Annotated in this window: 18 protein-coding genes and 1 pseudogene; 13 read left to right on the top strand and 6 right to left on the bottom strand. The window is 70.3% G+C overall.

Annotated features, from left to right (window positions below; all coding sequences use genetic code 11):
* The first annotated feature begins 160 nt into the window (after nt 1-160).
* The 7 genes and pseudogenes from OG609_RS13985 to OG609_RS13955 form a co-directional block, all read left to right on the top strand.
* Nucleotides 161-2,248 carry a hypothetical protein gene (locus tag OG609_RS13985; RefSeq protein WP_442817964.1) on the top strand — a complete coding sequence of 696 codons (2,088 nt, stop codon included), beginning with the start codon at nt 161-163 and terminating at the stop codon, nt 2,246-2,248.
* A gap of 218 nt (nt 2,249-2,466) precedes the next feature.
* Nucleotides 2,467-3,402 (top strand): ABC transporter ATP-binding protein, encoded by a 936-nt coding sequence (locus OG609_RS13980; protein WP_327273103.1) that lies wholly within the window; start codon nt 2,467-2,469, stop codon nt 3,400-3,402.
* The gene (locus tag OG609_RS13975) at nt 3,399-4,139 is read left to right on the top strand and encodes an ABC transporter permease (RefSeq protein ID WP_327273102.1); all 741 of its coding nucleotides are present in this window, start codon (nt 3,399-3,401) and stop codon (nt 4,137-4,139) included. The genes OG609_RS13980 and OG609_RS13975 overlap by 4 nt, the downstream gene beginning before the upstream one ends.
* Nucleotides 4,136-5,314, top strand: coding sequence for a sensor histidine kinase (locus OG609_RS13970; RefSeq protein WP_327273101.1), 1,179 nt, complete (start codon nt 4,136-4,138; stop codon nt 5,312-5,314). Before OG609_RS13975 ends, OG609_RS13970 begins: the two co-directional genes overlap by 4 nt.
* Entirely contained in the window at nt 5,311-5,922 is a 612-nt protein-coding gene (locus tag OG609_RS13965; protein WP_327273100.1) for a response regulator transcription factor, read from the top strand. The genes OG609_RS13970 and OG609_RS13965 overlap by 4 nt, the downstream gene beginning before the upstream one ends.
* A 547-nt stretch (nt 5,923-6,469) precedes the next feature.
* Nucleotides 6,470-6,913 carry a hypothetical protein gene (locus OG609_RS13960; RefSeq protein ID WP_327273099.1) on the top strand — a complete coding sequence of 148 codons (444 nt, stop codon included), beginning with the start codon at nt 6,470-6,472 and terminating at the stop codon, nt 6,911-6,913.
* 96 nt (nt 6,914-7,009) lie between these two features.
* Nucleotides 7,010-7,123 (top strand): annotated as a pseudogene (locus OG609_RS13955) (LuxR C-terminal-related transcriptional regulator); the annotation flags it as partial.
* 497 nt (nt 7,124-7,620) lie between these two features.
* Here the strand turns inward: OG609_RS13955 and OG609_RS13950 are convergent.
* Both OG609_RS13950 and OG609_RS13945 read right to left on the bottom strand, forming a co-directional pair.
* Nucleotides 7,621-8,343: a class F sortase gene (locus tag OG609_RS13950; RefSeq protein ID WP_327273098.1), complete on the bottom strand. Its 723-nt coding sequence runs from the start codon at nt 8,341-8,343 to the stop codon at nt 7,621-7,623.
* Between the two features lie 150 nt (nt 8,344-8,493).
* Complete coding sequence (locus OG609_RS13945; RefSeq protein ID WP_327273097.1) at nt 8,494-9,516, bottom strand: hypothetical protein; 1,023 nt, start codon at nt 9,514-9,516, stop codon at nt 8,494-8,496.
* A gap of 664 nt (nt 9,517-10,180) precedes the next feature.
* On the opposite strand from OG609_RS13945, the gene OG609_RS13940 reads away from it, so the two are divergent.
* The 3 genes from OG609_RS13940 (at nt 10,181) to OG609_RS13930 (ending at nt 14,161) form a co-directional block, all read left to right on the top strand.
* Complete coding sequence (locus tag OG609_RS13940; RefSeq protein WP_327273096.1) at nt 10,181-12,196, top strand: translation factor GTPase family protein; 2,016 nt, start codon at nt 10,181-10,183, stop codon at nt 12,194-12,196.
* 416 nt (nt 12,197-12,612) lie between these two features.
* Complete coding sequence (locus OG609_RS13935; RefSeq protein WP_327273095.1) at nt 12,613-13,731, top strand: ice-binding family protein; 1,119 nt, start codon at nt 12,613-12,615, stop codon at nt 13,729-13,731.
* Nucleotides 13,732-13,939: 208 nt separating this feature from the next.
* Entirely contained in the window at nt 13,940-14,161 is a 222-nt protein-coding gene (locus OG609_RS13930; RefSeq protein WP_327273094.1) for a hypothetical protein, read from the top strand.
* 98 nt (nt 14,162-14,259) lie between these two features.
* Here the strand turns inward: OG609_RS13930 and OG609_RS13925 are convergent, their stop codons facing one another.
* Both OG609_RS13925 and OG609_RS13920 read right to left on the bottom strand, forming a co-directional pair.
* A complete protein-coding gene (locus tag OG609_RS13925) occupies nt 14,260-15,117 on the bottom strand; it encodes a transglutaminase-like domain-containing protein (protein ID WP_327273093.1) in 858 nt (285 codons plus the stop codon).
* Nucleotides 15,118-15,135: 18 nt separating this feature from the next.
* Entirely contained in the window at nt 15,136-16,137 is a 1,002-nt protein-coding gene (locus OG609_RS13920; protein WP_327273092.1) for a GNAT family N-acetyltransferase, read from the bottom strand.
* Nucleotides 16,138-16,254: 117 nt separating this feature from the next.
* Between OG609_RS13920 and fdxA the strand changes: the two genes are divergently transcribed.
* Together fdxA and dapC are read left to right on the top strand one after the other, a co-directional pair.
* Nucleotides 16,255-16,575 (top strand): ferredoxin, encoded by a 321-nt coding sequence (gene fdxA / locus OG609_RS13915; RefSeq protein WP_018956287.1) that lies wholly within the window; start codon nt 16,255-16,257, stop codon nt 16,573-16,575.
* A gap of 122 nt (nt 16,576-16,697) precedes the next feature.
* On the top strand, nt 16,698-17,795 hold the full coding sequence (gene dapC, locus OG609_RS13910; protein ID WP_327273091.1) for a succinyldiaminopimelate transaminase: 1,098 nt from the start codon (nt 16,698-16,700) through the stop codon (nt 17,793-17,795).
* A 75-nt stretch (nt 17,796-17,870) separates the two neighbouring features.
* On the opposite strand, the gene OG609_RS13905 is transcribed toward dapC, so the two are convergent.
* Nucleotides 17,871-18,284, bottom strand: coding sequence for an ATP-binding protein (locus OG609_RS13905; protein WP_327273090.1), 414 nt, complete (start codon nt 18,282-18,284; stop codon nt 17,871-17,873).
* A gap of 287 nt (nt 18,285-18,571) precedes the next feature.
* Nucleotides 18,572-19,519: a hypothetical protein gene (locus tag OG609_RS13900; protein ID WP_327278042.1), complete on the bottom strand. Its 948-nt coding sequence runs from the start codon at nt 19,517-19,519 to the stop codon at nt 18,572-18,574.
* A 61-nt stretch (nt 19,520-19,580) separates the two neighbouring features.
* On the opposite strand from OG609_RS13900, the gene dapE reads away from it, so the two are divergent.
* Nucleotides 19,581-20,660 (top strand): succinyl-diaminopimelate desuccinylase, encoded by a 1,080-nt coding sequence (gene dapE / locus OG609_RS13895; protein ID WP_327273089.1) that lies wholly within the window; start codon nt 19,581-19,583, stop codon nt 20,658-20,660.
* Nucleotides 20,661-20,701: the final 41 nt, after the last annotated feature.

Below are 20,701 nucleotides of genomic sequence, written 5' to 3'. Positions count from 1 at the left end.
CCCGTAATGCCCCTTGTCCGTCCGGTGGTCACGCAGTCGTTTCCCCCGGTCGCGGGGTGTCTGTCGGCGGCGGCCAGTATGGTGGTTCGCGCGCCGAGCCGTCCCCTGGCCTGCGGCATGGGGGAAGTACGGGCGGCGGAGCCAATCGGGAGAACCTGCTTTGAGTCGTGAAACTGACAGTTCGTCCTCCGGGCCCCAGGGGCGCGGGGGAGCCGCGTACCCCTCGGGGACGCCGCCGTACGGATCCCGCCAGTATCCGTCGCTGCACCCTTCGCAGGACGCCCCGGAGGGGGCCCCTGAGCCTGCGGACCCGCCTCAGTCCGAGGAGCCGAGGACCGAGACGACGCTGACGACGCGCATCCGGATCAACATTCCGGGCTCGCGTCCCATCCCGCCGGTTGTCATGCGTACGCCCATGAGCGACGCCGACACGGCCGAAGCCGAGCGCACGGGCAGCATTCCGCGCCCCGGCTCGCCCGCGCCGGGCGGCGCGTCGGGTGCGTCCGACGCCGACCCGGGCGCCGAGGCGAGAGCCGGTTCCGCGCCCGCGGAACCGGCTGCCGACAAGCCGGCCAGGGAGAAGAGCGGCAGCGACTGGTTCGCCCCGCGCAAGGCCCCCACGAACACCTCGGTCGTCGGCGGCAGCGGCAGCGCGGCCGGTGGCGCCGACGGCCCCACGGGCGAGGCGCCCACCCCGCCCCGCGCCGACCTGCCGTACTTCTCGGACGGCCCGCAGCGCACGGGCGACCAGGACGCGCCCCGCCCCGGTCGCAGCGCCCTCGACGAGTTCAGCCACGGCGGCCCCGTAGCCGGCCCGCGCCCCACGCCGAACCTCGGGGTGCGTACGCCGGGCCCCTCCGGGCCCACCACGGGCCCGGTCACCGGTGCCTCGTCCCTCACCCCGAACCTCGACGGAGCGGGCGGTCCGGGCCCCGGCGGTTCGCGAGGCTCCGGTGGTCCCGCGGGCCCGCAGGGTCCCGGCGCATCCGGTGGCGTGCCCCCGCGGATGTCCGACGACACAGCGGTGCTGACGCCCCAGTTCGCGGCTCCGGCCTCCGCCGGGCCCGGCGGCAACGTCTCCGGTGACACGCTCACCAGCGGCATCCCCGTCGTTCCGCCGGAGCGCCGCTCGCCGTCCCCGTTCCCGAGCGCGGGCGGCCCCGGTGGCGGGCGTCCCGATCTGACGCCGCGTATCCCGGACGACGCGATGGGCACCGGACCGGCAGGACCCGGCGGTCCCGCCGCCCCGGCGCCCGCCCCCGCCGCACGCCCCGCCCCGGCGCCCGCGCCCGCGAAGAAGAAGGGCCGCTCCAAGCTGGTCCTCCTCTGCGCCGGCGTCGTCGGTCTGCTCGGTGTCGCGTACGGCGCCGGACTGCTGATGAACCACTCCGACGTCCCCAAGGGCACCACCGTCCTCGGCGTCGACATCGGCGGCGGCACGAAGGAGGAGGGCGTCGCGAAGCTGGACGCCGCCCTCGGCAAGCGCGCCGAGACCCCCCTCCAGCTCTCCGTGGACGGCAAGAAGGCCGAGCTCGCACCGGACAAGGCCGGGCTCGGCCTGGACAGCCAGGAGACCGTGCGCTCCGCCGCGGGCAGCGACTACAACCCGGTCTCCGTCATCGGCTCCCTCTTCGGCGGCAAGCGCGCCGTCGACCCGGTGATCCCGGTCGACGAGGAGAAGCTCGGTGTCGCGCTGACGGACCTGGCCGGTGTCTCCGGCTCGGCCAACGACGGCACGATCAGGTTCGAGCCGGGCAAGGCCGTCGCCGTACCCGGCAAGTCGGGCAAGGCGCTGGACGTCAACCAGTCGATGATCTCGGTGCGCGACGCGTACCGGGCCCAGGTGCAGACGGGCAAGCCGGCCACTGTCGAACTGCCGGTCACCACCCGGGAGCCCACCATCAGCCAGGCCGAACTGGACCGGGCGATGAAGGACTTTGCGAAGCCCGCGATGTCCGGCCTGGTCACCATCAAGGCCGGGCCCAAGCAGATCCAGTTCGGCCCGGCGAAGTCGCTGCCGCAGATCCTCACGATGGTGCCGGTCAAGGGCCGACTGGTCGAGCACTACGACAAGAAGGCCATCGACACCCTCTGTGACGGCGTCTTCGACGGCATCATGATCACCAAGGGTGACGGCAAGAAGCACCAGCTCAGTGCGGACGATGTGGCGCAGGCCATGCAGACCGCGCTGCTCGGCAGGACCCCCGCCGAGCGGATCGCCACGATCAGCCTGAACGGAAACGGATAACCGCCCCACCGCGGCGAACCGCACCGCACAACCGCCCCCGTCCGGACCCCCGGCCGGGGGCGGCGTCGTGTTCGGCGGCGTACGGAACTGCAGTGGCGTCGTGTTCCGCGGACGTCCGGCACGACAGCGGCGTCATGCGCGCGGCATGACATCTGTCATCCCGTTTCCACGACCCGCGACCCTGCCGGACGTACCCCCTTCTCCGCCACGCTGGCCGCATGACAACAACAGCCACCGAGGCCACCGGGGCGAAGACCGCCGTGGTCCGCTTCGACCAGGTCAGCAAGGCGTACGGAGCGGTACGAGCAGTCGACGGACTCACCCTCGACCTGCACCCCGGCGAGACCGTCGCGCTCCTCGGCCCCAACGGCGCCGGAAAGTCCTCCACCCTGGACCTGCTGCTCGGCCTGCGCACCGCCGACTCCGGTTCCGTCCAGGTCTTCGGCAGGACCCCGCAGGGCGCCATCGCCGCGGGCCGCGTCGGCGCGATGCTGCAGAGCGGCGGTCTGATGGAGGACGTCACGGTCGAGGAACTGGTCCGCCTCGCCTGCGATCTGCATCCCAGGCCCTACCCGGTGGGCGAGGTGCTGTCCCGGGCCGGCATCGCGCAGATCGCCGACCGCCTGGTCAACAAGCTCTCCGGCGGTCAGGAGCAGCGCGTACGGTTCGCGCTCGCCACCGCCGGGGCCAACGACCTGATCGTCCTCGACGAGCCGACCACCGGCATGGACGTCACCGCCCGCCAGGCCTTCTGGGCCACGATGCGGGAGCAGGCCGAGCAGGGCCGTACCGTCCTGTTCGCCACCCACTACCTCGAAGAGGCCGACGCGATCGCCGACCGCGTCCTCGTCCTCCACAAGGGCCGGCTGCTCGCAGACGGCAGCGCCGCCGAGATCAAGGCGAAGGCCGGCGCCCGCCGGATCTCCTTCGAGCTGGAGGGCCCGGTCGACGATGCGGCCCTGCGCGCCCTGCCGTTCCTCTCCGCGCTCGACATCTCCGGCAACCGGGTCCGTATCCAGTCGCACAACGCCGACGCGACCGTCCACGCCGTCTACGCACTCGGCCTCTACCCGCGCGAGCTCGAAGTCGCGGGACTCGGCCTGGAGCAGGCCTTCGTCGCCATCACCGAGGCCGAGGAGGCCAGGACCGCATGAATACTCTGATCAGGCTCGAAGTGACCCGCACCCTGCGGAACAAGAAGTTCATGTTCTTCTCGGTCATCTACCCGTCGGTGATCTATCTGCTGATCTCCGGCACCCGGAACACCACCGACACGGTCCCGCACAGCGATCTCACCCTCCAGGCCTTCTTCATGGTCTCGATGGCCTCCTTCGGCGCGCTGACCGCCGTCCTCATGGGCAACAGCGAACGCATCGCCAAGGAGCGCGAGAAGGGCTGGGTCCGCCAGCTCCGGCTCACCGCACTGCCCAGCCGCGGCTACGTCCTGGCGAAGATCGCCAGCGCGGCGATGGTCACCCTGCCCTGCATCGTGGTCGTGTTCCTGGTCGCCGCCGGCGTCAAGCACGTACGGCTGGACACCTGGCAGTGGTTCGCGCTGGCCGGGGTCATCTGGGCCGGTTCGCTGGTCTTCGCCGCGCTCGGAGTCGCCATCGGCTACATCGCCAGCGGTGACGCGGTCCGCCCGATCACGATGATCATCTACTTCGGCCTCTCCATCCTCGGCGGTCTGTGGATGCCCAGCGCGACCTTCCCGCAGTGGCTGCAGAACATTTCCGAGTGGCTCCCCACCCACGCGTACGCTTCTCTCGGTCAGGCGATCGAGATGGGCGGCTCGCCGCATGCCAAGGACGTCGCCATTCTCTGCGCCTACTTCCTGGTCTTCGCGGGCGGCGCGGCCTGGCTCTACCGGAAGGACACCCTGAAGGCGTGAACGACGAGGAGACGTCCGTAGGCATCGGGTTCGCGGCGACGGGCCGTCGACAGGTGTGGATCAAGCTGTTCTGGATCGGCATCTGGCTCGCCTTCATGAGCGCCCCGGTCAAGGATCTGGCCGACGGCGACCACACCCCGTGGGCGACCGCGCTGGGCGCACTCGGTCTGCTGGTCTTCGTCGGGGCCTATCTGGTCCTGGTCTTCCGCCATACGTCGAAGGCCCTGGACCGGCGCGCCGTCCACACGACGATCGCCTTCCTCGGCGCCCTCGCCGTCGTCCTCTCCCTGACGCTCGGCGCCGCGTGGCTGGTCCTCTTCGTGTACGTGGCGGTTTCCGTCGGCGCCACCATGCCGCTGAGGACCGCCCGTTGGCTGATCCCCGTGGTCGTCGCCGCACTGGTCGGCGTCGGGCTGACCGGCGACCACCCCCGCGAGATCATCACCGCGCTGGTCTTCCCGGCGCTGCTCGGCGGGTTCGCGATGACCGGGGTACGGCAGCTGATCCGTACGACGATCCAGCTGCGCGAGGCCCGCGCGACCGTCGCCCAGCTCGCCGCCAACGAGGAGCGGCTCAGGCTCGCCCGCGATCTGCACGACCTGCTCGGCCACTCGCTCTCGCTCATCACGCTCAAGAGCGAACTGGCCGGGAGGATGCTCCCCGACCACCCGGAGCAGGCGGCCGCCCAGGTCGCGGACATCGAACAGGTCAGCCGCCAGGCCCTGGTCGACGTACGCAGCGCCGTCACCGGCTACCGCAGGCCGACCCTCCCCGGCGAACTGGCCGGAGCCCGTACCGCACTCGCCGCCGCGGGCATCACCGCCGACGTCCCGGCCGAGGCCCCCGACGGCCTCCCCGAGAAGCCGGAAGAGGTGCTCGCCTGGGCGCTGCGCGAAGCCGTCACCAATGTCGTACGCCACAGCGGCGCCCGGCACTGCACCGTCACCCTCACCCCGCGCCAGACCCTCGACGGCAGGGTCCTCGAACTCACCGTCGCGGACGACGGCGTCGGAGCCACGGGTACGAAACCGGGCAACGGCCTCACCGGCATCACCGAACGCCTCGCCACGGTCGACGGCACGCTGACCACCCGGGCCGGTAACTCCGGTTCCGGTAAAGGCTTCACCCTGACCCTGAGTGTTCCGCTCGGTTCCGGCCTAGGATCCACGGAATGAGCATGATCAGACTCCTCCTCGCCGAGGACCAGTCCATGGTGCGCGAGGCCCTCGCGGCACTCCTCGGCCTGGAACCCGACATCGAGGTGGTGGCCCAGGTCGCCCGTGGCGACGAGGTGCTGGCCGCGGCCCACGAGCACCGCATCGATGTGGCGCTCCTGGACATCGAGATGCCGGGCATGACCGGTATCGACGCGGCGGCGGCCCTGCGGCGCGAACTCCCGGCCGTGAAGGTCGTCGTCGTCACCACCTTCGGCCGCCCCGGCTATCTGCGCCGGGCCATGGAGTCGGGCGCCGACGCCTTCCTGGTGAAGGACGCCCCCGCCTCCCAACTGGCCTCGGCGGTACGGAAGGTGCTGGCGGGGGAGCGGGTCATCGATCCCACGCTCGCGGCGGCCGCACTCGCCGACGGAGCGAGCCCGCTCACCGACCGCGAACGCGATGTGCTGCGCACGGCGGCGGACGGCTCCACCAACGCGGAGATCGCGGCCACGCTCCACCTCTCGCAGGGGACGGTCCGCAACTACCTCTCCATGGCGATCCAGAAGATGGCGGCCCGCAACCGGGCCGAGGCGGTCCGCATCGCCCGCGAGAAAGGCTGGCTGTAGAGCCGTAGCAGCAGGCCGGGGCCCGGCCGCTGTTGTCGCCGCGACCGGACCCCGCTCCGTTCCCCCGGCTACGGGAAGGACACCACCTGCGACGGAACGGTGCTCGTCCCGGACGTAGGAGCACTCTTGCGACGGGCTGCCAGGTCAAGGCGCCCACGAGAGGGCTGTGCACCAGGACCAGGGCTGGTCGTCCTTGCACGACACCTCGCTTACGTTCGAGTCACGTATTCCGAAATGGTGTGCCGGTGGCCACTCGCCGATCCGTTTGCAGACCATGCGGTGGGTTCGGCCGGGATGGCGGGTTCGCCGGTTCCTTCGTCGATCGGGTGGCAACGGGTTTTGGTCAGCGGTTCGACGACGATGCGGCGGCGGGCTTTTGTCCATCAGCCGTCCTGCCCGGCCGGCACCGCGCCGACCAGACGGGGAACTTCAGCCAGCTACCGGACTACGGCACGTTTCCGGCGTGTCCGGGTACCGGAGCCGACTGCATCCGATGCGCATACGCGGCCCAGAGTTAAGATCACTTACTCGTTCACTGGGGGGAAGCATGCGCAAGATCATCATTGGAACGGCTCTGGTCCTGGCCATGACTCTGCTGACGGGATGCGGCAGCGACGACAGCCCGGCGACCGTCGGCAAGTCCGCGAACGCGAACGCGAGCGGGAAGCCGCAGCCGGACGCCGGCAGTGGCGAGAGCAAGCACGAGGTCACCCTCGAAGTCCTTGGTACGGGCACGTCGCAGGTCTACTACAACCTCGACACCAACAAGATGGAGAAGGTGACGCTGCCCTGGAAGAAGACGTCGACCATCACCTTGACGACCGACGCCGAGAAGAGGGTCGGCCTTTCGGTGTCCGTCGTCCCCGGCTCCGTATCCGGCCCCGACGGCATGCTCCACGCGGCGGCCTGCGTCATCACCGTCGATGGGAAGAAGGTCGCGGACAACCAGGGCGGCAAATCCGACAAGATGTGTCAGTACAAGGTGAAGTGAAGCTCCCCGGACGGGCTTGACGCCACCGGCCGGCCGGTGCGGATCAGGTCGAACACGACGTGACGCCACGAGAAGCCCCGGGCATCGCTTCGCCGTACGCTCCGCCTCTCGCAGGAGACGGTCCGCAACCACCTCGCCATGGCGATCCGGAAGATGGCGGCCGGCAATCGGGCGGAGGCGGTCCGGATCGCCCGTGAGAAGGGACGGCTCCAGAGCCTGTCCGTTCAGCGGCGTGGGCGGGCGAGTCGGCCCGGCATCCCCGCGCGCACGGCCGCCGCACCACACACAGTGGCCGCAGTCGCCGATTCCCGCTGCGGTGCCGCATTTTGGCACGAACCGCAGAACTCCTCCGCTCCCACAGGAGTGAAGAGCTGCGGCTGTACGTGGGGTTCGGCGCACTCCCGCATCAGCCACAGGCGGGACGGCGGGGCGGGCGGTGTCGGCGGGGTGGGCGGTGTCATCGGCCTCGGTTCGCGGAGCACGTATCGCAGGAGGTTGCCGGGCCGGTGGATGGCCTGCCCCTGTCCGGGCAGACCTCGTCGGACCTCTCGGCGGACGTCATCGGCGGTGGGAGAGAACGGGCACGTTGCTTAACTCCGTTGCTCAGAAGGCAAGTCGGGGCGGCAGGAACTCAGGTTCCGTGCCGCCCGGTACGACCTCCCGGCCCGGCGGATGGTTGTATGTCGGCGTCGGCCGCCGATCGGCCGTCAGCCATTCTTGGAGGATTCGAGGTGGGCGAAGGCCACCACGTTGTCCTCGTAGTGCTTGGCCTTCCTGTTGTACGGGCCGCCGCAAGTGATCAGGCGCAGCTGCGCGGACGGGGTGTCCGAGTAGACGCGCTTGTCCGGGAACTTCGCCTTGCTGAACGTCTCGACGGAGTCGACCTTGAATGTGGCGACCGAGCCGTCGGCGCGGGTGATGTCGACCGTGGAACCCGGCTTGAGGAACTGGAGCTGCAGGAACACGGCCGGACCGGTCGTCGTGTCGACATGGCCCGCCACGATCGCGGCACCACGCTCGCCAGGGGTGACACCGCCGTTGAACCAGCCCACCAAGTTGCTGTCGTTCGGGGGCGGCGGGTTCAGCCGACCGTCGGCGCCGATGGACAGGGCGGTGAACGGTGCCTTGACGGCGAGGGACGGAATCTGCAGCCGCGTCGGGACGGAACGCGACATCGCCGGACCGACGGCGGGCGCCGACGGGGTGACGGGTCGGGGTGCGGCATGGGAGCCGAGAACCTCGGGTGCGGCTGCGGGCGCGACGGCGGCGGGTGGGGCCGGCGGCTTGTCGTCGATCGAGGTGTCGATGGAGTTGTAGATCATGAGCATGCCGACCCCGGCTGCCACGGCGGGCCACATCAAGGCGCGGCCCAGTGTGGTTCCGGGGGCAGTCCGGGTGGGGATGGAGCCGGGAGACTGCGGGGCGGCCATGGGAACGTGCCTTTCGGTTGTGCGGTGTTGGAGAGGGGAGAGGGAGGGGTGCGGGGGTGGGGTGGGGTGTGCAATCGAAGCCGTCGCGGCCGCCGCCCCGAGGGACGGCGGCCGCGACAAACGAAACGACCGGTCAGCCGTTGGGCCCGGTCAGGCGATCGCACCGCCCGACGACTGGCGACGGCGCAGCTTGTACGCGCCGAAGCCGATGCCACCGATCAGCAGCGCCGAGCCGGCGGCCAGGCTGCTGCTGGTCGTAGCCATCCCGCCGCCACCGGCGTTGACGCCACCGCTGGGCTTGCCCTTGTTGCCGCCGCGACCGCCTTCCTCGCCGCCGCGGCCACCCTTGTCGCCGCCGCGACCGCCTTCGTCGCCGCCGCGGCCACCTTCGTCGCCGCCGCGGCCGCCTTCGTCGCCGCCGCGGCCGCCTTCGTCGCCGCCACGGCCACCCTCGTCGTCGCCGCCGCGACCGCCTTCGTCGTCGGTGATGACCCGGGCCATGAAGCCGCCGCCGGCCTGAACGCCACCGCTGGGCTTGCCCTTGTCGCCGCCGCGGCCACCCTTGTCGCCGCCGCGACCGCCTTCGTCGCCGCCGCGACCGCCTTCGTCGCCGCCGCGGCCACCCTTGTCGCCGCCGCGACCGCCTTCGTCGCCGCCGCGACCGCCTTCGTCGCCGCCGCGGCCACCCTCGTCGTCGCCGCCGCGACCGCCTTCGTCGCCGCCGCGGCCGCCTTCGTCGTCGGTGATGACCCGGGCCATGAAGCCGCCGCCGGCCTGAACGCCACCGCTGGGCTTGCCCTTGTCGCCGCCGCGGCCGCCTTCGTCGCCGCCGCGGCCGCCTTCGTCGCCGCCGCGGCCGCCCTCGTCGTCGCCGCCACGGCCACCTTCGTCGCCGCCGCGGCCGCCCTCGTCGCCGCCGCGGCCGCCCTCGTCGCCGCCGCGGCCACCTTCGTCGCCGCCGCGGCCACCTTCGTCGCCGCCGCGGCCACCTTCGTCGCCGCCACGGCCACCTTCGTCGGAGCCGGACTTTCCGTTCTCGTCGCTGCGCGAGGACGAGGATCCCTTGTGGTGTCCCGAATCCGCGGCCGTGGCCATGGCGTAGGCGGAGGGACCGGTAATGGCAAGGACCGCTGTGACAGCGGCCGAAGCGAACAGTGTGCGGGCAGAGCGCATCTGAACACATTCCTTCCGCCGCAACTGCGAAGAGTGACAGGGCGTCGACTCAGACTGGCGCAGTGGCGACATGATCTACCGTCAGTCCGAATGTCACTTTGCGCCAACGCAAAATGCCGCATTGAGGCCATGTCGTGGGCCCTTCGGGTGGCGAAAAGCCAATAATCACCCGTTGGACTGCACGCAGCGCCACGTGAGGTTTGGGCGGCGATCGTCCACTCGTTTGCCGACGCTTCGGTACGGTGGCCCAATCGCCACCCGGCTCCGCAATGATCCCTCGATGGGCTCGAACAGCCCGTTGGTGAACTGGAGTTGGGAAGACTCGCTCTCGCTGTCCGGCGAGACGTGCGCGCGCGGTGCCTGGCGGGAATTCGCCCGGAGCCATACTTTGAATTTGCGTAACGGCGTACGCGACCCGCCGATGCGCAGACGCCGATCTACTTGTCCTCGGCTGCCGGGTATGAAAGCGCAGGAGGCGGGCATGCGGGTTCCGTCAGGAATCCCCGGCTCCGTGAATGCCCGGCTGGTAAATCGGTTGCCGCGCGGGGCGGCCGCCTGCTGTACTCCCTCTCGAGTACTCGATCGACCGAGGAGAAGATCATGCGCGGAACTCTCATGTTCATTCAGACGGAAATTTCCACCGATCTTGAAGACATGGAGTTTCGTGCACACGCTGAATCTGGGAATTCTGGCGCATGTCGACGCCGGTAAGACAAGCCTGACCGAGCGGCTGCTCCACACCGCCGGTGTCATCGACGAGATCGGCAGCGTCGACGACGGGAGCACCCGGACCGATTCCCTGGCACTGGAACGACAACGCGGCATCACGATCAAGTCCGCAGTCGTCTCGTTCACCATCGACGACGTCACGGTCAATCTCATCGACACACCCGGTCACCCGGATTTCATCGCCGAGGTGGAACGGGTGCTGAACGTGCTCGACGGTGCTGTACTGGTCATCTCCGCCGTGGAGGGCGTACAGGCGCAGACCCGTGTTCTGATGCGGACACTGCAACGCCTGCGCATTCCGACGCTCATTTTCGTGAACAAGGTCGATCGCAGCGGTGCGCAGGACGAGTCCCTTCTGCGGAGCATTTCCGAGAAACTGACCCCGGCTGTGCTCGCCATGGGATCGGTCGACGGGCCGGGCGGCCGGGACGCCCGCTGCACGCCGTACACCGGTGCCGATGCGGACTTCACGGGCCGGCTGACCGAGCTTCTCGCCGACCACGACGACGCGCTGCTGGCCGCGTACGTCGAGAACGTGGCGCCGCTCCCGTACAGCAGGCTGCGCGAAGCGCTGTCCACGCAGACCGGGCAGGCGCAGGTGCATCCGGTGTTCTTCGGCTCGGCGATCACCGGGGCGGGTGTGGACGCCCTGATCAGCGGGGTCAGGGAGTTGTTGCCCGCGGGCGAGGGGGATGCCGACGGGCCGGTCTCGGGCACCGTCTTCAAGGTGGAGCGGGGGCCGGGCGGCGAGAAGATCGCCTACGTCCGGATCTTCTCGGGCACGGTACGGACACGTGACCGGCTGCCGTTCGGCCGGGGCGACGGACGCGACGAGGGGAAAGTGACCGCGATCAGTGTCTTCGACCGAGGCTCGGACGTGCGCGAAGCAGCGGTCGGCGCAGGCCGGATCGCGAAGCTCCGGGGCCTCGGCGGCATTCGGGTCGGCGATACGGTCGGTGTATCGGACAGGACCGCGCCGGGCCGTTGGTTCGCCCCGCCGACACTGGAATCGGTCGTGGTGCCCTGCGCTCCGGCGAGCAGGGGCGAGCTGCATTTCGCGCTCGCGCAACTGGCCGAGCAGGACCCATTGATCAATCTGCGGCAGGACGACATCCGGAAAGAAGTGTCCGTCTCGCTCTACGGCGAGGTACAGAAAGAAGTCATCCAGGCGACGCTCGCCGATGAATTCGGAATCGATGTCACCTTCCGCAAGACCACGACCATTTGCCTGGAACGGCCGAACGGCAGCGGTGCGGCGTACGAGGTCGGCGACCAGGATCCGAATCCCTTTCTGGCAACCATCGGCCTTCGGATCGATCCCGCCCCGATCGGCAGCGGTATCGAGTACCGGCTGGAGGTGGAGCTCGGATCGATGCCGTTCTCCCTGATGAGGGCGGTGGAGGAGACAGTCGGGGAGACCCTGCGGCAGGGAATCCACGGCTGGCAGGTCACCGATTGCGTCGTCACCATGACGCACTCCGGCTACTGGCCCCGGCAGAGCCATTCCCATGCCGTTTTCGACAAGAGCATGTCGAGCACCGCCGGGGACTTCCGCAATCTGACCCCCCTGGTCCTGATGAGTGCACTGAGGGAGGCCGGCACCACGGTGTACGAGCCGATGCACCGCTTCCGTCTGGAACTCCCCGCGGACCTGCTGGGTCCGCTCCTGCCGGTACTCGCACATCTGCGTGCCGTCCCCGGGACACCGGCCGTGCAAGGTGCGGCATGCGTGCTGGAGGGAGAGATTCCAGCTGCGCGGGTCCATGAACTGCAGCAACAGCTCCCGGCCCTGACGCGCGGCGAAGGGGTCCTGGAATCCGACTTCGACCGCTACCGGGCGGTCGTCGGTACGCCCCCGGACCGGGCACGCACCGACCGCAATCCGCTCAACCGCAAGGAGTACCTGCTGCACACGGTGCGCAGGGTCGCCGGGCAGGGGGACCGCCGGTAGTCGGCTCGTCGAAGGGGCTGAGGCGGTCGGCCGGGGCGCTGGTCCGGAGGTGTTCGCGCGACCGCTGGTGGCGTGACGGTGCGGCAGGTGATGGGCACTCGCCCTCGCGCCTCCTGGCTTTATCGCCGTCTTATGTTCATATGGGTCCGCACTTGGTGAACCCTGCGTGATGATTCGTCACTGTGCGTTCGCTGCGTGTTCTGCGGTCTCCCGCTCCAGCGGACTCGGTGCTCAGGTGGGCGTTCGTCACCTGATGGGCAGCGGCTACGGGTCGGCAGACGCAATCCACCCCGAAACAGGAAGGACCACCTTCAATGGCTGTGGCTGCTACCCCGTCTGCCTTCTCGGAAGACGGGCGCAAGCGAGTCCGAGGCAGGCGTATCTGGCGCAGGGCGCCCTTCGCCGTGCTGTCCGGTGTGACTCTGCTGAGCACGACCACGTACTTCACCACCGCCGCGTATGCAGCGGAGGCTCCGGTGGGACTGGGGACCGGCATCAGTTACGCCGTGCTGGCCGGCTCAACGGTCACCAACACGGTCACCCCCACCGTTCTCAACGGAGACCTCGGGCTCAGCCCGGGGAGTTCTGTGACGAACTTCCCGCCCGGTCTCATCTTCGGCGCTCGGAACGTAGCCAACGGTCCTGCTCTCACGGCGAAGAACGACCTGGGCATCGCCTACAACGACGCGGCGGGTCGGACCCCGACAGGGGACGTGACGGGCGTCGACCTCGGAGGACAGACGTTTACGACTGGCGTCTACAACTCCACAAGCTCAATGGCCCTCACTGGGACCGTCACCCTCGACGGAGGGGGGAACTCCGGCGCCGTCTTCATCTTCCAGGCGGCATCGACCTTGATCACAAGCTCGGCGAGCAGCGTCAGACTTGTCAATGGGGCTCAGGCCTGCAACGTGTTCTGGCAGGTGGGCAGCTCCGCCACGATCGGGACGTTCTCCAATTTCAAGGGCAGCATCCTGGCCTCGGAGTCCATCACGGTACAGAACGGCACGGAGATCCAGGGCCGGGCCCTGGCGCGTACTAGCGCGGTCACCCTGGACAACAACGCCATCACCGTGCCGTCCTGCGTCGGGGCGCCCGGGCCGACCGGGCCCACTGGTCCGACGGGCGGTGTCGGACCTACTGGTCCGACGGGTGGCACTGGTCCGACGGGCGGTGTCGGACCTACTGGTCCGACGGGTGGCACTGGTCCGACGGGCGGTGTCGGACCTACTGGTCCGACGGGTGGCACTGGTCCGACGGGCGGTGTCGGACCTACTGGTCCGACGGGCGCTACCGGACCTACTGGTCCGGCAGGACCTCCCGGTGGTGGTGGCAAGGGTGACCACGGTGGTGGCAAGGGCAAGGGCGACCACGGCAAGGACCACGGCAAGGACAAGGGCAAGGACAAGGGCAAGGGCAAGGGCGACCACGGCAAGGGCAAGGGCAAGGGCAAGGATAAGGGCAAGGGCAAGGGCAAGGGCAAGGGCGACCACGGCAAGGGCAAGGGCAAGGGCAAGGGCGACCACGGTAGATAGGCTCGCGATCATCTGGCCGACACGGGGTCAAGGGCTGAACTGGCTGCCATGGCAGGTTCGGCGCTTCCTCTCACTCCGGGTGGCTCGGCCATCGTCGTCATGAAGAGGCGCCGCTCGTGTTCCACCATCTGTAGGCAGGTACTTCCGCTGTTCAGCGATCGAATCGGTCAGCAGCCGCCTCTCGGTGCGTTGGTGGCCGATTCGGTCGTTGCGGGCTGCCGGGCAGTGCGCCCTGTCCACCACGGACCGGGACGGGCGCATCATCGTCGACGAGGCGCAGGAGCCCGCCCGCACCCTCGCTGACCTGGCCGCGAAGGAGGCGGCGGCGCTGGACGAGGGCAGGCTCGCCGTGATCGTCCCCGACGCGCGGCCTGAACGATCTTTACGTGGCACTGACGCGGGCGACGCAACGGCTGGGCATCGTGCATGAGGGACCGGCGCCCGAGGTACTGGCGGCGGCGGTGACGGAACGGCGCTGAGACGGGGACACGGATCGGCGGCCGGTCCGCCTCCCGAGCCCCCGCCCCGCTAGTTCAGCAACGCCCGCGCCGCCCGCGCCCGTCGCCGGATCGCCTCCGCCGCCTCGGGTTCGACCCCGTCGACCACATCCGCGTACTCCTCCATCTCCGCCGCCCCGCGCAGAAACTGCCCGCTCTGTACGAGCAGCTGCGCCCTCTCGTAGCGCAGCCTGGCCGGATGTGAGGGCAGCAGCAGCGACAGGTCCACCGCCCACAGCGCCACATCCGTCCGCTCCGGACGGGCCGCCGCCCACGCCCTGATGTTGTTCAGGATCCGCAGCACGATCTCCAGCGGCCGTGCGGGCACCAGCATCGACTCCTCGAGCGGTTCCCCGGTCGCCCCCGCCACCAGCAGCTCCGCGTCCTGCCCGGTCATCGGCCGGCCGCCGTCGAACGGGTCGGCCAGCACCCGCTCCGAGGGATCGCCGAACCCGACGACGAAGTGACCGGGCAGCGCCACCCCGTACACCGGAGCGCCCGCCCGCCGCGCGACCTCGATCCACACCACGGACAGCAGGATCGGCAGCCCGCGACGCCGGCGCAGCACCTCGTGCAGCAGCGACGACTCCAGCCGCTGGTAGTCCGCCGACGAGCCCGCGAAGCCGCACCGTTCGCCGAGAAATTCGGCAAGGGCCGAGGCCCAGGCCCGGCCGCCCCGCACCCCGTACGGAAGCCGGCCCGCCAGCTCGTCCAGTTCGATCTGCGCCGCGTCGATCCCGTTCGCGTCCAGCGCCGGGTCGGCCACCGCGCCCAGCAGCAGGCAGAGCAGCGCGAGGTCCGGCCGCTCGGCGCGCGCCTCCTCGGCGAACTGCCGGCGCAGCTCGTCCGGGCCGGGACGCTCGGGCTGCTCGGGGTGGTGAGAATTCATCGGGCTCGTCCGCCTCCGTCACGCCGACCGGAAGTGGTGATACCGGTGATGGACCGCGAACCCCATGCGCTCGTACAGCGCCCGCGCCCCCTCGTTGTCCGTCTCCACCTGGAGCCACGCCGCCGACGCGCCCTCGTCCAGGGCCTTGCGGGCGAGCGCGGCCATCACGGCGGTGGCGATCCCCCGGCGCCGGTACTCGGGAGCGACCTCGACGGCCATGAAGCCGGCCCACCGCCCGTCCACCACGCACCGCCCGATCGCCGCGGGCGGTGCGCCCTCGGTGTCGCCGGGCACCGAGGCGAACCACACCGAGGGACCGCCGCGCAGTACCTTCTGGACGTGCGGCCCAGGGGTGTCGAAGCGCTGATAGCGGGAGAGCCACGTCTCGTCGAGGTCCCGGCTCAGCCGCACCTGCGACACATCCGCGTCCAGATCACCGATCGGCGCCAGCGCGGCGATCCGTACCTCCGCCGTCACCTCGCGTCGCCATCCACGCTGCTCCAGCGCCGCGCAGAGCTGTTCCTGGGTGCCCTCGGCGCCGGTCGCGGTCTGGATGTACGCGGGCAGGTTCCGCTCCCCGTACCACTGCCGGACGCGCCCGAGCGCCTCGTCGAGCGGTACGCCCGGATCGCCGAGCGGCAGCACGGAGTTGGCGCGCCGGGTGAACCCCTGCGCGGCGCGCAGCTGCCAGTCGCCCAACGGCTCGCTCTCCAGCGGCTGCCAGGCGCGGGCACAGACGGTCGCGAGCTCGTCGAAGGAGGCCGCGGGGCCGCGCCGCCGGGCCGGGGCGGCGGGCACGACCTTGCCCGCCACCAGCGTCGATTCCGCGATACGGACACAGTCGCCGCTCTTCGTTGTGATCGACAGCACACCACTGTCCCAGGATGTGAGAACACCGACCGTGTCGGTGAACTTCGGCCCCTGCGAGCCGTGCTCGGCCCTGCGCCGGACTGATACCCGTTTGCCCACGTCAGCCGGTGTAATTCGGACTTCGAGTTGTCCGCCGATGGTGAATTCCATAGCTCTGTCCGCCCCTCCTGTTCGGTTCGCGCCCGGGAACGGAGATACTAGATGTGGGCATCGACGACGCCGCGCTCCCGCGCGAGAGCCAACGCCCTACCGAGGAGGAACGACAGCGTGACCTACGTCATCGCGCAGCCTTGTGTCGACGTAAAGGACAAGGCCTGCATCGAAGAGTGCCCCGTCGACTGCATCTACGAGGGCCAGCGGTCCTTGTACATCCACCCGGACGAATGCGTCGACTGTGGAGCCTGTGAACCGGTGTGCCCGGTCGAGGCAATCTTCTACGAGGACGACACCCCGGAGGAGTGGAAGGACTACTACAAGGCGAACGTCGAGTTCTTCGACGATCTCGGGTCGCCCGGTGGTGCCTCCAAGCTGGGCCTGATCGAACGCGACCACGCGTTCATCGCTGCGCTGCCGCCGCAGAATCAGTAGTCAGCGGCCGGCACGTGCGTCGCCCCGGTCCCGTACGGCTCGTCTCCGTGCGGGACCGAGGCGTTTCCACGCCCGAGCGCCCGAGCAACCCTCGGAACCCCCGTACGAGAAAGCAGAGATCCGTGTCCGCAGTCTCCTCCCGTCTCCCGGTCTTCCCCTGGGACAAGCTCGCGCCCTACAAGTCGACGGCCGCCGCCCACCCGGACGGCATCGTGGACCTGTCCGTCGGCACGCCCGTCGACCCGGTGCCCGGGCTGATCCAGCGGGCGCTCGTCGCCGCCGCGGACAGCCCCGGCTATCCGACGGTGTGGGGGACCGCCGAGCTGCGTGACGCGATCAGCGGCTGGGTGGAGCGGCGGCTCGGTGCGGTCGGGGTGGCGCACGAGAACGTCCTGCCGGTCGTCGGGTCCAAGGAGCTGGTGGCCTGGCTGCCGACGCAGCTCGGTCTCGGCGCGGGCGACAAGGTGGCGTACCCGCGCCTCGCCTACCCGACGTACGAGGTGGGTGCCCGGCTCTGCGGAGCCGAGCCCGTTGTCTACGACGACCCGACGGAGCTGGACCCGGCCGGCCTGAAGCTGCTCTGGCTCAACTCGCCGTCCAACCCGACCGGTCGCGTTCTGTCCAAGGACGAGCTGATCCGGATCGTCGCCTGGGCACGCGAGCACGACGTGCTGGTCTTCAGCGACGAGTGCTACCTGGAGCTGGGCTGGGAGGCCGAACCCGTCTCCGTACTGCATCCGGATGTCTGCGGCGGTACGTACGAGGGCATCGTCGCCGTCCACTCGCTCTCCAAGCGCTCCAACCTGGCCGGATACCGCGCGGCCTTCATCGCGGGCGACGCGGCCGTGCTCGGCGAGCTGCTGCTGATCCGCAAGCACAGCGGAATGATGACGCCGGCCCCCATCCAGGCGGCGGCCGTCGCGGCGCTCGGCGACGACGAGCACGTCGCCGAGCAGCGGACCCGGTACGCGGACCGGCGCGCGGCCCTGCGCACGGCGCTGGAGGGCCACGGCTTCCGGATCGAGCACAGCGAGGCGAGCCTCTACCTGTGGGCGACGCGCGACGAGCCGTGCTGGGAGACCGTGGCGTACCTGGCGGAGCTCGGCATTCTGGTGGCACCGGGCGACTTCTACGGAACGGCCGGTGACCACTTCGTACGCGTCGCGTTCACGGCGACGGACGAGCGGGTGGCCGCCGCGGTCAAGCGGCTGGTCCGATAGCGGGCGGTACACGCGAGGGGCCTCGGGGGTGCGCACTCCCGAGGCCCCTCGCGTGTGATGTGCCGACGGATCGGGTCAGCCGATCGGCAGACCCTGGGTGGGCAGGCCCTGCACGGGCAGGCCGCCCTGGGGCGCGGCACCGGCTGCGCCGCCGAGGACCTTGCCCGCGCTGCCCGCGGCACCGCCGGCGGCGTTCTGCACGGTGGGGGCGGCCTGGGCGCCGGCCTTGTCGACGGTCTTGCCCGCGGCCGGGAGGGTCGTCCCGACGATCTTGCCGCCGGTTTCGCCCGCCGCCTTGGTGCCCTGCTGGGACGCGCCGTCGACCGTCTTGCCGAGGCCGGCGCCGTCGACGGTGGTCAGACCGCCGAGCTCCGGCGCATGCGGGAGCTCCGCGGCACCTGCGGCACCGGCCGCACCGACCACGGGGGCTGCACCCGCGGCGATCAGCAGCGCGGCACGGGCGATCCGGCGGGTCAGGGGGAGGGACATGATGCTCCTTCGACGGGATGAGGAATCTGTCTGTCCGTTGACCGGACGCCATGACAACCGTCGTAAGGGCGGGGGAGGTTGCGGTGGGCCGAGGTAAAGAGTCGGCAATGCGTCACATAATCCACAACGGAGGAACCCGGGCAGACGCCGCATTCCCGGATGGCCCGATGAACCGTCACTTCCCTTTGCCTGTAAGGAAAATGAGGAATCGCGGAGCGGCGGCGGGAGGTGTTGCGCCAGGGGACGTTCCGTGCCGGCCGGATAACGCCTTCGGGTGACTGTCCGTACTAGTGCGCGAGCCGCATACGGACCTCGGTGGTGCCCGATTCCGTACGCTCCGTCCGCCAGCCCGACCCGGCCTCCCACACCCGGCCCGCGTACGCGACCTCGTCCAGGCGGAGTGCCTCGGACTGCGCGACCGCCCAGTGCGCAAGCTCCCAGCCGCGCCGCGCCGAGCCGTCGTCCCCGGAGGCGCGGGCCGCCCGCACCGGCACCGAGACCGTGCTCGTCGCCGACGCGCCGGCCGCGCCCGTTCCGTCCTGCGGCGACGGCTTCTCCGCGGGCAGCACATTCTTGCCGAAGGTGCGAACCAGCTCCGCCCGCACCTTCGCCGCATCGGCCTTCGCAGCCGTCGTCCGGGGCGGCGTGCAGGTCAGCGCGGCAGGCGTACGGCCGGTCAGCGCGGCCGCCAGCAACGCCGCGTCCGGCTCGTGCTTCGCGTACGCCTGCGGGAAACCACTGCGCTGGACCCGCTGCGCGGCGACCGTCAGCGGCAGCCGCGAATAGCCGGGGACCTCGGCCAGATGCCGGTAGAACTCCCCCGCGGAGTAGACCGGGTCAAGGATCTGCTTCTCGGTGCCCCAGCCCTGCGAAGGACGCTGCTGGAACAGCCCCAGCGAGTCCCGGTCCCCGTGCTCGATATTGCGCAGCCCGGACTCCTGCAACGCGGTCGCCAGCGCGATCGTCACCGCCCGCTCCGGCATCCCGCGCGAGGTGCCGACCGCGGAGATCGTCGCGGCGTTCGAAGCCTGCTCCGGGCTCATCCGATACGTACGGCCCTTGCCGGCCGAACCGTCGGCGGATTCCACGGTGCAGCCTTCGGTGACCTTGCTGCCGGATATGTACTGCACGGCCAGATAGCCGCCCAACGCGGCGAGCACGACAAAAGCAGCCGCGATACGGAAGAGGCGGCTGCGGCCGGTGTGTCGGCGGGCGGGGGAGACGGTCCGGGGCACGGAGCCACCGTACTGGAGTGCCCGGCCGGGGCCGAGCGCCCAGTCCTTTAGGGTCGGTTCCATGCCCGAAAGCACGCTCGACCTCACCCTGGACGGCCCGGCGCTCACCGCCCGGCTCGTCGACTTCCCGTCGGTCAGCGGTCAGGAGGAGGAGCTTGCCGACGCGATCGAGTCGGCGCTGCGCACCCTCCCGCATCTGACCGTCGACCGGCACGGCAACAACGTCGTGGCCCGGACGAACCTGGGCCGTGCCGAGCGGGTCGTGCTCGCCGGGCACATCGACACCGTGCCGATCGCCGACAATGTGCCGTCCCGGCTCGACGACGACGGTGTGCTGTGGGGCTGCGGCACCTCCGACATGAAGTCGGGCGTCGCCGTCCAGCTGAGGATCGCCGCGACCGTGCCCGAGCCCAACCGCGACCTCACCTTCGTGTTCTACGACAACGAAGAGGTCGCCGCGCACCTCAACGGTCTCGGCCACGTGGCCGACGCCCACCCCGAGTGGCTCGCCGGAGACTTCGCGGTCCTCCTGGAGGGCACCGACGGCCAGGTCGAGGGCGGCTGCCAGGGCACCCTGCGGGTCTTCCTCCGCACCGAGGGGGAGCGGGCCCACTCCGCCCGCAGCTGGATGGGGTCCAACGCCATCCACGCCGCCGCCCCGATCCTGGCCCGCCTCGCCGCGTACGAACCGCGCCGCCCGGTCATCGACGGTCTCGAATACCGAGAAGGCCTCAACGCCGTACGGATCGAGGGGGGCGTCGCCAACAACGTCATCCCGGACGCGTGCACCGTCGTCGTCAACTACCGGTACGCCCCCGACCGCACCGCAGAGGAGGCACTGGCCCACGTCCATGAGGTCTTCGCGGACTGCGGCGTCGTCGAATTCGCCGTCGACGACCACTCCGGCGCGGCCATGCCCGGTCTCTCCCACCCGGCCGCCAAGGCGTTCATGGCGGCGGTCGGCGGCACCGCCCACCCCAAGTTCGGCTGGACCGACGTCTCCCGCTTCAGCTCCCTCGGCGTCCCCGCGGTGAACTACGGACCCGGTGACCCGCTCCTCGCGCACAAGCGCAACGAGCATGTGGCGGTCGACCGGATCACCCACTGCGAGGAGCGGCTCCGCTCCTGGCTCACCAGCTGACCCACGGTATTCCCCTGTCCGTAACCTCCGCCGATCTACCC

It is taken from the genome of Streptomyces sp. NBC_01224, from assembly GCF_036002945.1.
Taxonomy (GTDB): domain Bacteria; phylum Actinomycetota; class Actinomycetes; order Streptomycetales; family Streptomycetaceae; genus Streptomyces.
The sequence above is the reverse complement of the archived record's forward strand: the minus strand, read 5'-3'. Positions and strand labels throughout refer to the sequence as shown.